The 12346-nt window shown below is 64.2% G+C and carries 10 protein-coding genes; 8 read left to right on the forward strand and 2 right to left on the reverse strand.

Annotated features, from left to right (window positions below):
* The first annotated feature begins 335 nt into the window (after positions 1–335).
* Complete coding sequence (locus ACQCSW_RS09815; RefSeq protein WP_426990553.1) at positions 336–1301, forward strand: methylenetetrahydrofolate reductase; 966 nt, start codon at positions 336–338, stop codon at positions 1299–1301.
* A gap of 56 nt (positions 1302–1357) precedes the next feature.
* Complete coding sequence (gene metE, locus ACQCSW_RS09820; RefSeq protein WP_426990554.1) at positions 1358–3697, forward strand: 5-methyltetrahydropteroyltriglutamate--homocysteine S-methyltransferase; 2340 nt, start codon at positions 1358–1360, stop codon at positions 3695–3697.
* Positions 3698–3824: 127 nt separating this feature from the next.
* On the opposite strand, the gene ACQCSW_RS09825 is transcribed toward metE, so the two are convergent.
* Entirely contained in the window at positions 3825–4331 is a 507-nt protein-coding gene (locus ACQCSW_RS09825) for a DUF2004 domain-containing protein (protein WP_354251574.1), read from the reverse strand.
* Positions 4332–4376: 45 nt separating this feature from the next.
* Complete coding sequence (locus tag ACQCSW_RS09830; RefSeq protein ID WP_426990555.1) at positions 4377–5294, reverse strand: LysR family transcriptional regulator; 918 nt, start codon at positions 5292–5294, stop codon at positions 4377–4379.
* 186 nt (positions 5295–5480) lie between these two features.
* Here ACQCSW_RS09830 and ACQCSW_RS09835 point away from each other — a divergent pair, with 186 nt between their 5' ends.
* The 6 genes from ACQCSW_RS09835 to nrdE all read left to right on the forward strand — a co-directional run bounded on the left by ACQCSW_RS09835 (position 5481) and on the right by nrdE (position 12271).
* Entirely contained in the window at positions 5481–6857 is a 1377-nt protein-coding gene (locus ACQCSW_RS09835) for an NAD(P)/FAD-dependent oxidoreductase (protein WP_426990556.1), read from the forward strand.
* Positions 6854–7585, forward strand: a complete 732-nt coding sequence (locus tag ACQCSW_RS09840; protein ID WP_426990557.1) for a DUF1365 domain-containing protein — start codon at positions 6854–6856, stop codon at positions 7583–7585. The genes ACQCSW_RS09835 and ACQCSW_RS09840 overlap by 4 nt, the downstream gene beginning before the upstream one ends.
* The gene (locus ACQCSW_RS09845) at positions 7582–8955 is read left to right on the forward strand and encodes a class I SAM-dependent methyltransferase (RefSeq protein WP_426990558.1); all 1374 of its coding nucleotides are present in this window, start codon (positions 7582–7584) and stop codon (positions 8953–8955) included. Before ACQCSW_RS09840 ends, ACQCSW_RS09845 begins: the two co-directional genes overlap by 4 nt.
* A 353-nt stretch (positions 8956–9308) precedes the next feature.
* Positions 9309–9554, forward strand: a complete 246-nt coding sequence (gene nrdH / locus ACQCSW_RS09850) for a glutaredoxin-like protein NrdH (RefSeq protein WP_009356333.1) — start codon at positions 9309–9311, stop codon at positions 9552–9554.
* 57 nt (positions 9555–9611) lie between these two features.
* On the forward strand, positions 9612–10085 hold the full coding sequence (gene nrdI, locus ACQCSW_RS09855; protein WP_354251570.1) for a class Ib ribonucleoside-diphosphate reductase assembly flavoprotein NrdI: 474 nt from the start codon (positions 9612–9614) through the stop codon (positions 10083–10085).
* Between the two features lie 65 nt (positions 10086–10150).
* Positions 10151–12271 carry a class 1b ribonucleoside-diphosphate reductase subunit alpha gene (gene nrdE / locus ACQCSW_RS09860; protein ID WP_426990662.1) on the forward strand — a complete coding sequence of 707 codons (2121 nt, stop codon included), beginning with the start codon at positions 10151–10153 and terminating at the stop codon, positions 12269–12271.
* Positions 12272–12346 lie beyond the last annotated feature (75 nt).

Genomic DNA, 12346 nt, shown 5'->3' on the forward strand with positions numbered 1-12346 from the left:
ATCCTTCGACCCAAACGGCGAACAAAATTCTGTACCGGAACGAAACACGCCGTAAAACTGCGTCTTAATTCGGCGGCGAACTTGAAGGAAGCCCCGCCGGCTTCTAGAGTTCTATACAAGTTACCGAGGTAACGTGTCAGCGATCCTCCGATTGTGGAGGGTGTGGGTGCCCCCATGTGGGCCTGACATTTGCTCACGGACAACTTCATTACAGGCGTAACAGTCGCGGCTGCGTCCCTGTGGAGTTTTCCGTGTTCCCAAACTCAAATTCATTCCCGGCTTCACTGTCACATTTGCTGACCGTAGCCGGCAATGGCCCAAAGCCAAGGACGCAAATGTCACCGCCAAGCCTTATCGAAACGCATCCGAACCTCTCCGAGACCGCCCCGGTAGCGCTCTCGTACGAGCTCTTCCCGCCCCGTAGTCCGGCCGCGGCCGAGTCGCTCTGGACCACCATCCGGGAACTGGAAACCACCGAACCGGACTACGTCTCCGTCACTTACGGTGCCAGCGGCTCGAACCGGGACACCGCCGTCGAACTCATCAACAGGCTCCTGCTGGAAACCACGCTCCGGCCGCTGGCCCACCTCACCTGCGTTGGCAACACGCCGGAGGAACTTGCGGAGATCATCGGCGACCTCCTGGACACCGGGGTCCGGGGCATCCTGGCCCTCCGGGGCGACCAGCCCAAGGAAAGTGCACCGCTCGCCGCAGGGTCCCTGCGGTATGCGCAGGACCTGATCGAACTCATCCGGCGCGTTGAACAGCGGCGGTCGGCCCTTCTGTGTGCAGGCAAGATCGCCGTGGGCGTCGCAGCCTACCCCACCCGGCACCCGGAATCACCCAGCGAAGCCCACGACGTCGAGGTGCTGCTCGCCAAGCAGCGTTCCGGCGCCGACTTTGCCATCACCCAGGTCTTCTTCCATACCGAGCAGTACGCGAACCTCATCAGCCGCGCACGCCGGGCCGGGGTCACCATCCCCATCATCCCGGGCGTTATGCCGCTCACCAGCCTGCGCCGGGTCACCCGGCTCGGCGAACTGACAGGCGTAGAACCGGCACCGGAACTCCTGGCCCGCCTTGCCGCCGCGGACAGTGACTCCGAGCGCCTCCGGATCGGTGTCCGGGCCACGGTGGACCTGGCCAACGCGGCCCTCGAGGCCGGAGCGCCGGGCATCCACATCTACACCTTCAACGAACACCAGAGCGCGCTGGAGGTGCTGGACAAACTGGCACTTCCGCGCCAGTCCCGTTCAGTTGGCCGCCGCAGCGCCACCCTCCGGCGCCAGCTCGCCAGCTGACCTTCCAACATCCGCCAGACCATTCACAGTTTCCACTAACACCCAAGGAATCTCCCATGACTGAACAGAACACCCCCGCCACTCCGTTCCCGGCCGCGTCGCTGCTCGGCTACCCGCGCATCGGCCGTCGCCGCGAGCTCAAGAAGGCTGTCGAAGCCTACTGGGCCGGCAAGATCGACGCCGCAGCACTGGACGCCGCCGCCAAGGGCATCCAGCTGACCATCGCCAAGCGCCTGCAGGAACTGGGCCTCACCGAAGCCGCCGCCGTTCCGGGGACGTTCTCCTACTACGACCAGGTCCTGGACGCCACCGCCCACCTCGGCGCTGTCCCGGCCCGCTTCGGCAAGCTCCTCAACGCCGAAGGCCAGCTCGACATCGACGGCTACTTCACCCTGGCCCGTGGCACCAAGGACCAGCAGCCGCTGGAAATGACCAAGTGGTTCGACACGAACTACCACTACCTCGTTCCGGAGATCGGCCCGGAGACCGAGTTCACCCTCGCCTCCAACCGCATCGTTGAGGAATTCGAGTTCGCCCTGGCCAACGGCATCGAGACCCGCCCGTACATCGTTGGCCCGGTCACTTACCTCCTGCTCTCCAAGGCTTCAGATGAGGCCCCGGCAGGCTTCGCTCCGCTGTCCCGCCTCGAAGACGTCCTGCCGGTTTACGTACAGTTGCTCGAGAAGCTCGCCGCCGCAGGCGCCAGCTGGATCCAGCTTGACGAGCCCGCACTGGTTGTTGACCAGGACACCCCGGCCGCCGAAATCGAAGCAGCCGTTGCCCGCGCTTACGAAGTCCTCTCCGGTGCAGCCAAGCGCCCGCAGATCCTCGTCTCCACCCCGTACGGCGCCCTCGATGGCCAGCTGGGCACGCTTGCCGCCACCAACATCGACGCCCTGCACATCGACGCCTTCAAGGGTGCGGTCCCCTCCGCAGCGGCCCTGGCCGGCCTTGGCAACAAGACCCTGGTTGCCGGTGTCGTTGACGGCCACAACATCTGGCGCAACGACCTCGCCGTCGCCGCCGCCAAGCTGGACGAACTGAAGGCTGCCGCCGGCCGGATCGCCGTCAGCACCTCCACGTCCACCCAGCACGTCCCGCACGACGTCACCGAAGAGGGCCAGCTCTCCGAGGAGCTGCGCAGCTGGCTCGCGTTCGCCGACCAGAAGGCCGTTGAAGTCAAGACCCTCGCGTCCTACCTGGCCGACCCGGCTTCCGCCAAGACGGCCATCGACGAGGCATCCGCCGTCATCGCAGCCCGCGCCATCGCCGAAGGCGTCCGCCGCGACGACGTCCGGGCCCGCACCGAGGCCCTGACCGCAGCGGACTTCAGCCGCTCCGCCTACGCAGTCCGCGAAGCCGCCCAGGAAGATGCCCTGCACCTCCCTCCGCTGCCCACCACCACCATCGGCTCCTTCCCGCAGACGTCCGAGATCCGCTCGGCGCGTGCCCGCAACAACAAGGGCGACCTCACCAACGAGCAGTACGAACAGCTCATGAAGGACGAGATCAAGCGCATTGTGGAGCTGCAGGAAGAGCTCGGCTACGACGTCCTGGTGCACGGCGAGCCGGAGCGCAACGACATGGTCCAGTACTTCGCCGAGAACCTCGAAGGCTTCGACGTCACGGTTCACGGCTGGGTCCAGTCCTACGGCTCACGCTGCACCCGCCCGTCCATCCTCTGGGGCGACGTCACCCGCAGCGCCCCCATCACGGTGGCCTGGGCCGAGTACGCCCAGTCGCTGACCAGCAAGCCCATGAAGGGCATGCTCACGGGGCCGGTCACCATCCTGGCCTGGTCCTTCGTCCGCGATGACCAGCCGCTGGGCGAAACCGCCAACCAGGTTGGCCTGGCCCTCCGCGACGAAATCGCGGACCTCGAGGCTGCCGGCATCAAGGTCATCCAGGTGGACGAGCCCGCACTGCGCGAACTCCTGCCGCTGCGCAAGGCCGACCACGCCACCTACCTGAAATGGTCAGTTGATTCCTTCCGCCTGGCCACCGCCGGTGCCGCTGACGCCACGCAGATCCACACCCACCTCTGCTACTCGGAGTTCGGCGTGATCATCGATGCCATCGACGGCCTCGACGCAGACGTCACCTCCATTGAAGCGGCACGCTCCCGCATGGAGGTTGTCCACGACCTCGAGTCCCACGGCTTCGGCCGCGGCGTTGGTCCGGGCGTCTACGACATCCACTCGCCGCGTGTTCCGGGCGAGGCCGAGGTCACCGAACTCCTGGCCACCGCAGTCAAGCACGTCCCGTCCCGCCAGCTCTGGGTCAACCCGGACTGCGGCCTGAAGACCCGCGGCTACGCCGAGACCGAAGAGTCCCTGCGCAACCTGGTCAAGGCCACCAAGACGGTCCGCGCCGGCCTGCTGGAATCCGCGAAGTAACACGTTCATAAGAGAGCCCGCAGAGGCTCAAGGCCCGGTGCGGTCTACCGCGCCGGGCCTTGAGAAGCGGGCGAACGGGCGGCCGGTCACCGAAAGGTGACCGGCCGCCGTCGGGCGTTAAGCGGTTCTAGGACTCCCAGAGGATTTCGTCGTCCACGACGCCGTCTTCGTCGGCGGCTACCACCAGCACCTCGTCCGTGAAGTGTGCGCCGAGCGTGAAGTCGAGGACGAAGTAGCGTTCGGGCTGGCCGGGGTAGATGCCCACGTGGCCGAGTTTGAGGGCCTTGAGGAAGACATCGTTGGTGAGCTGGCTCCGGTCGTCCACGCCGAAGATTTTCTGCAGCTGCTCGGACTTGAGGGCGCTGCAGTGGAAATTGAGGTACTCCTGCGGACTGGTACCTTCCTGGTCCAGTTCCTCCGCGATCATTTCCCGCACCTCGTCCACGAGCTCCGGGAGGAATCGTAGCCGGTAGTCCACCTTGTGCATGGCGGCTTCATCAAAGTGGTCGTGTGCGTTGATGTTCAGGTCGAGTTCCAGTAGCTGGCCACCCAGTTCATGTTTGGCAGCGATGTTGTGATCCCTGCCGTGGTTGAGCTCGATTTCTCCAAAGTGCTGGCTCGCTACCCTGTTCATACCTTCAACATAGCCCCCAAGTGCTGCGCATTCCAGCATTCCGGGCTAATTGCCTGAGGACCCCGCAACGGCCATGGTTTCGGCGAGCAGGTCCACGAACAGCTGCACCCGGGCGGTCTTCTTCTCGTTGATGAGCAGGGCAAACACGTTCCGCGCCAGCCGGATCTCGGGAACGTCCAGCACCACAACGCCGGCCGGCCGGTTCCGCAATGCCAGCTCGGGCACCAGCGCGGCGCCCAGTCCGGCGGCCGCCATTTCGAGGCTGGCATGGAAATCGTCGCTGTGGGCGACCACGCGGGGATGCAGGTTGCAGCTGGCAAAAAGCCGTTCGATCACCACGGCGTCGGGGCTCCCGGGGTGGTGCATGATCCAGGGCAGCTCGGACAGATGGTCCGCCGCCACTTTGGCGTCCGTGCGGAACCCCCAGCCCGCGGGCAGCACCACGCGGAAGTTGTCGTCGCCGATCCACTGCCGGTTAATGGTGTGCGGCCAGGCGAGCCCGGACTGGCCCACCTGGAAGACGAGCGCCACATCCAGCTCTCCGCCGGTGCGCAGCCCCTGGATGGTCTGGGCCGGCTCGGCCACGGACACTTTGAGGTCGATGCCCAGGTCTTTCCACGCAGGATTCTTCAGTATGCGCGGGAGGACGTACGTTGCCAGGCTGGGGAAGATTCCCAGCCGCAGCTCCTGGCTGGTGCTGCTGTGTGTCTTGGAAGCTGCCGCCATCAGGGCTTCGATGTCCGTCAGGACCTTCGCGGCGTGCCGGGTCATCACCACCGCCGCTTCCGTGGGGACCACGCTGCGGGCCGAACGCTGGAACAGGACCACGCCCGTCTCGCGTTCCAGGGCGGACATCTGTTGCGAGACCGCCGACGCCGTGTACCCCAGGCGTGCCGCTGCGGCCGCGAATGATCCCAGCCGGGTAACTTCGAGGAGTGTCTTCAGATGAACGGGATTTACCAACGCTGTCCTTCGGTCAGGGCCGCCTGGGCACAGCGTTGTGCCGGTTCTGGAAGGCCCGCTTCATTCTGGCACAAAGATTTAGTTCAAACTCAGTCATCCACCGGCCCCACGGCGTCGAACTGCCCCTAGAGAGTTTGTGCCGAGCAAATGCACCGCGAGTCCGAGCAGGGGAGCAGAATAGTGTCTTTGGCAGGGAACCCGAGTGGCAGGCCGCAGGGACGGCGCATCGCCGTCGTGGGCAGCGGAGTGGCCGGCCTGACGGCCGCGTATGTCCTGAACCGGCACGACAACGTCACCCTCTTCGAGGCGGACAGCAGGCTGGGCGGCCACGCCCACACCCACAATGTCGCGCAGCCGGATGGATCCGCCCTCGGCATCGATACCGGCTTCATCGTCCACAACGAACGGACCTATCCCACCCTGCTGCGGCTGTTCGCCGAGCTGGGAGTGGAGACCCAGGACTCCGAAATGAGCATGTCCGTCCGCTGTGACGGCTGTGGGCTGGAGTATGCGGGAGCCCGTGGGGGCGGTCGCGGGATCATCGCCCGCCCGTCCAGCCTGCTGCGCGGACGCTACCTGCTGATGCTGCTGGAGGTCATGCGGTTCTACCGCAGGGCCCGGGCGCTGATTGAGGCAGCTCCAGCGTCCGACGCGGGCCCTGGTGCGGGCGGAGCAGAGCTCACCCTCGGTGAATTCCTGGCAAAGGAACGCTTCAGCCAGTACTTCATCTCCCATTTCATGACGCCGGTGGTCAGCGCGGTCTGGTCTTGCGATCCCACCACGGCGCTGTCCTATCCGGCGCGCTACCTTTTCACGTTCCTGGGCCACCACGGCATGCTGGGCGTCAAGGGTTCGCCGCAGTGGCGCACGGTCACCGGCGGTTCGGGGAGGTACGTGGAGAAACTCGCCGCGACGCTCCCGGACGTCCGGCTCGGTACCCCCGTCACCGGTATCCGGCGGCACTCCCTGGGCGTGGAAGTGGCCACTGACCAGGGGATTGAAGATTTTGAGGCCGTGGTCATTGCCACGCACCCGGCCCAGGCCCTGAGCTTCCTCGCGGACGCCACGCCGGCCGAAAAGGAAGCCCTCGGCCAGATGCCTTACTCCGTCAACCACACCGTTTTCCACCGGGACCCGGCCGTCCTGCCCGCCGCAGACAATGCCAGGGCGTCCTGGAACTACCGGCTCCCTGGCTGCGAAGCCCGTCCGGACAAGGTACTGGTCAGCTACGACCTCACCCGGCTGCAGCGCCTGAAGCCCGCCGATGGCCAGCCGTATCTGGTGAGCCTGGGGGAGTCCGGGCTCATCGCGGAGGACCGGGTCCTGGAACGCATGGTCTATGAGCACCCCCAATACACCCTCGAATCATTGCGGGCACAGCAGCGCATTGCGGCCCTGAGCGATGACCGCATCGCATACGCCGGCGCCTACCTCGGCTGGGGATTCCATGAGGACGGCGCCCTGGCCGGTGTCCGTGCCGCCGCGAGCCTGGGACGCACCTGGGATACGCCCGGGATTCAGGCGCCCGAGCCAGAACTGCTCTCAGCCTCGGAGGGCGCATGAGCTCAACCGCAGCCATCTACCGCACGTCCATTTCCCACGTGCGCCAGAGCCCGCTGAAGAATGCGTTCACCTACCGGAGCTACAGCTGGTTTGTGGACGTGGACCGGCTCCCGGTTCTGCCCCGGCTCATGCGGCCGCTGGCTGTATTCCGGGCCGCCGACCACCTGGGCGATCCCGAGGCCACCATCCGCAGTAACGTGGAACGGTTCCTGCGGACCCGGGGGATAGAGCCCGACGGCGGGGCCATCCGAATGCTGACCAGCGCCCGGGTTTTCGGCCACGTCTTCAACCCGCTTACCCTCTTCTGGTGCTATCGGATGTCCGGGGAGCTGAAGTGTGTCATCGCCGAGGTCCACAACACCTACGGCGAACGCCACTGCTACCTGCTGGAGACGGATCCTTCCGGCCGGGCCAGTGTGCCCAAGGCCTTCTACGTTTCACCGTTCAATGATGTCCACGGACAGTACCGGATGAAGCTGCCCGCACCGGAGCAACGGCTCTCCGTCTCCATCGTTCTGGAGCGGGAAGGGCACCGGCCGTTCGCCGCAACCATGGACGGGAACCGGCACCCGGCCACCGTCAGGAACATCCTGGCAGCGGCCATTGCAGTACCCGCCGCGCCGTTGCTGGTATCAGCGCTGATCCGCATTCAGGGCGTTAAACTCTGGGCAAAACGCCTGCCCGTCATCAAGAAGCCACATCACCCCTCACAGGAGGCAGTCCAATGACCATGACCGATGAGAACGGAACGGCCGCGACTGCGGAGGTTTCCGCCGCGAAGTCAGCCGCACGGCACCCGGTGACGGGGCAGACTGCTGCCAGGGTACCGGCGTCGCCAGCCACCATCGATCCGGACGTGTGGCCCGGTGTTGCCCACGCGCCGTCGGGCACTAAAGCGCTGGTGGCAGGCAAGGCCGCCGGCCTGCTGTTCAAAGCGGCGGTGCGCCGGCTGCCCCTGCGCGTTGCCTACCCGGACGGTTCGGTGCTGGGGACCGGCGGCCTGGACGCGCCGGTGATGACCATGCTCAGGCCGGCAGCGTTCGAAGTGCGGATCGGGGACAACGGCCTGATCGGGCTCGGCGAGTCTTTTATGGCGGGGGACTGGGAAGCATCAGACCTCGCCGGGGTGCTGGAGATCTTCGCCGCGTCCGTGGACACGTTGATCCCCGCACCGCTGCAGAAGCTGCGGACCCTGTACCTGCCGCGGACGCCGCGGCAGGAACGCAATGAAGAGGACAACACGCGCAGCAACATCTCGCGGCATTACGATCTCTCCAACGAGCTCTTCTCCAACTTCCTGGACACCACCATGAGCTACTCCTCGGCGCTTTTCCCGCTGAGCGACGGTGCGCTGGATTCGGTCCCGTGGGACGCGTTGGCGGAGGCCCAGCAGGCCAAGATCGACAGGCTGCTGGACAAGGCCGGCGTCGGATCAGGCACGCGCCTGCTGGAGATCGGCACCGGCTGGGGTGAACTGGCCCTCCGGGCAGCAGCCCGGGGTGCCACCGTCTACAGTGTGACGCTCTCCAGTGAGCAGCGGGCGCTGGCGCAGGAACGCATTGCGGCAGCCGGCTACGCAGACCAGGTGACCGTGGCGCTGCAGGACTACCGGGCCGTGGAGGGCGAGTTCGACGCCGTTGTGTCAGTGGAAATGATCGAGGCGGTTGGTTATGAGTACTGGCCCATCTACTTTCAGACCATCGACCGTGTGCTGGCCCCGGGCGGGAAGGTGGCCATCCAGGCCATCACCATGCCGCACGGCCGCATGCTGGCCACGCGCAACGCGTACACGTGGGTGCACAAGTACATCTTCCCCGGCGGGTTCCTGCCGTCGGTGCGGGCCATCGAAAGCGTGGCCCAGCAGCACACGAGCCTTCGGGTGCGGGAGCGGATGGGCCTGGGCGATCACTATGCCGCGACCCTCCGCCTCTGGGAGGAACAGTTCATCGCGCGCTCGCAGGAGGTGGGCGAGTTGGGGTTCGACGCCGTTTTCCAGCGGATGTGGCTGTTCTACCTGTGCTATTCACGGGCGGGTTTCCAGTCCGGCTACCTGGACGTACAGCAGATTGTCCTGGACCGCCGGGAGGCTCAGCTGTAGCTGGTTACCTTCGTCACGTCGCAGGGGTCCTGAAGGTTTCTTCAGGGCCCCTTTTGCGTGCCCGGCACTAGATGTAGTGGTCCGCCCACTAGGCGCGACACGCCGTCCAGCACGCGACACGCGGAGGGTTAATTGTGGCTAAGTACTCCACAGGGTGTGGATTTCGTCCGCAAAAATGGCGGGATTCCGGACATTTTGAGGGCGCTTGCCTGTGGATTAAAAGTGCATTAAATGACATACTTGTAATACATCATCTTGGGGTTCCGAAGAGTCGTCGGCACTACATGTAGTATCGATCTACAGCTTGGGCGGGACAAAGACGAGCGAAGATTTCGATAAAGGGGACAGGGACCATGACCGTTACGGTTTACACCAAACCTGCGTGTGTACAGTGCAACGCAACCTACCGTGCGCTGGACAAAAAGGGCATCACCTACCAGAGCGTTGACATCTCACAGGACGCCGATGCCCTCGAGCGACTGAAGGCGCTGGGCTACATGCAGGCACCTGTTGTAGTCACGGACCAAGACCACTGGTCAGGCTTCCGCCCGGACAAGATCGAGGAACTGGCACTGTCTGCCGTTTCCTCCGTGGCCTAAGGCCCTACACTTTTCGCCAGCCGGCAACTTTCTATACGCACACATGAGGTGACTCCCGTGTCAGCACTGGCAGTGGCCAGGGCCCAGGTGGCCCCGTTGCAGCCTGTCACCATACAGAGCCAGCTCATCTACTTTTCCTCCACCTCCGAGAACACCAGCCGCTTTGTCGCGAAGCTCGGACGTGAGCTGGCACGGATCCCGCTCCACGCAAAGGATGCACCCCTTCTCGCCACCCGGCCTTATGTGCTGGTGGTGCCGACCTACGGGGGCACCGGGGGAGAGGGCTCCGTGCCCAAGCAGGTGATCCGCTTTCTGAACGACCCGCAGAACAGGCAACTGATCCGCGGGGTTATCGGTGCAGGCAACACAAACTTCGGGGACAACTACTGCATGGCCGCGGACATCATTGCCGCCAAATGCAAGGTCCCCCGGCTTTACAGATTTGAACTTATGGGCACGCCAGAAGACGTCGCCCGCGTACACAACGGATTGGACACGTTTTGGACACGACTGTCGCAGACACAGAAGTAACCAGGGCCGAAGGCCAGGGCACCGCAGCAGCCGAAAAGCGGAGTGCCGCCGTCGAAAAGCCCGAGATGCCGGCCGCCTATAAGGGGCTGGGCTATCACGAGCTCAACGCCATGCTGAACCTGTACGGCCCCAACGGAGAGATCCAGTTCGAGGCCGACCGCGAGGCTGCACACCAGTACTTCCTGCAGCACGTGAACAACAACACCGTCTTTTTCCATGACCTGGAAGAGAAGCTCGACTACCTGGTGAAGAACCAGTACTACGAGCGCGAGACCCTTGACCAGTACACGATGAACTTCATCCGCGAGCTCTACAACCGCGCGTACAAGAAGAAGTTCCGCTTCGAAACCTTCCTGGGCGCGTTCAAGTTCTACACGTCCTACACGCTGAAGACGTTCGACGGCAATCGATTCCTGGAGCGCTACGAGGACCGCGTCTGCATGGTGGCCCTGCACCTGGCCCGCGGCGACGAGAAGCTCGCCCTGCAGATGGTGGACGAGATCATCGAAGGCCGGTTCCAGCCGGCCACCCCGACCTTCCTGAACGCCGGCAAGCGCCAGCGTGGCGAACTGGTTTCCTGCTTCCTGCTCCGCATCGAAGACAACATGGAGTCGATCGGCCGGTCCATCAACTCGGCGCTGCAGCTGTCCAAGCGCGGCGGCGGTGTGGCGTTCGCGCTGACCAACATCCGCGAAGTCGGTGCACCGATCAAGCAGATCGAGAACCAGTCCTCCGGCGTCATCCCCGTGATGAAGCTCCTGGAGGACAGCTTCTCCTACGCCAATCAGCTCGGTGCCCGCCAGGGTGCGGGAGCTGTGTACCTGCACGCCCACCACCCGGACATCTACCGCTTCCTGGACACCAAGCGCGAGAACGCGGACGAGAAGATCCGCATCAAGACCCTCTCCTTGGGCGTTGTCATCCCGGACATCACGTTCGAGCTGGCCAAGAAGGACGAGGACATGTACCTGTTCTCCCCGTACGACGTCGAACGCGTCTACGGCATGCCGTTCTCGGACGTCTCGGTCACCGAGAAGTACTACGAGATGGTGGATGATTCCCGGATCAAGAAGACCAAGATCAAGGCGCGCGAGTTCTTCCAGACCCTCGCCGAGATCCAGTTCGAATCCGGCTACCCGTACATCATGTTCGAGGACACCGTGAACCGGGAAAACCCGATCGACGGCAAGATCATCATGTCCAACCTGTGCTCGGAGATCCTCCAGGTTTCCCAGCCCACCACGTACCACGATGACCTGTCCTACGACCAGACCGGCAAGGACATCTCCTGCAACCTGGGTTCGCTGAACATCGCCAAGGCCATGGACAGCCCGGACTTCGGCCTGACCATCGAGACGGCCATCCGGTCCCTCTCGGCAGTCTCGGACATGTCCAACATCACCTCGGTGCCGTCCATCGCCCGCGGCAACGACCAGTCCCACGCCATCGGCCTGGGCCAGATGAACCTGCACGGCTACCTGGCTCGCGAGCGAGTCCACTACGGGTCCGAAGAGGGCCTGGACTTCACCAACATCTACTTCTACTCGGTGGTGTACCATGCGGTCCGCGCCTCGAATCTGCTGTCCATCCAGACCGGGCAGACCTTCGGCGGCTTTGAGAAGTCCAAGTACGCCTCGGGCGAGTTCTTCGACAAGTACACGGAGGAGGAGTGGGTGCCGCAGACCGAGAAGGTTGCTGAGCTGTTCAAGAACATCCACATCCCCACGCAGGATGACTGGCGCGAGCTGAAGGCTTCGGTCATGGAGCACGGCATCTACAACCAGAACCTGCAGGCCGTCCCGCCGACGGGCTCGATCTCCTACATCAACAACTCCACCTCCTCGATCCACCCGGTGGCGTCCAAGATCGAGATCCGCAAGGAAGGCAAGCTGGGCCGCGTGTACTACCCGGCCCCGTACCTGACGAACGACAACCTGGAGTACTACCAGGACGCGTACGAAATCGGCTACGAGAAGGTCATCGACACCTACGCCGCCGCCACGCAGCACGTGGACCAGGGCCTGTCCCTGACGCTGTTCTTCAAGGACACAGCCACCACGCGCGATATCAACAAGGCCCAGATCTACGCCTGGAAGAAGGGCATCAAGACCATCTACTACATCCGTCTCCGCCAGCTCGCGCTGGAGGGAACTGAGGTGGACGGCTGCGTCAGCTGCATGCTTTAATCTTCAACTAAATCGTGCAAGTACGACGGCGGGCGCCCGCCCGCCGTCGTACGCTTAACTTCAAAGAACTAACCC

It is taken from the genome of Pseudarthrobacter sp. Y6 (genome assembly GCF_050156205.1).
Taxonomy (GTDB): domain Bacteria; phylum Actinomycetota; class Actinomycetes; order Actinomycetales; family Micrococcaceae; genus Arthrobacter.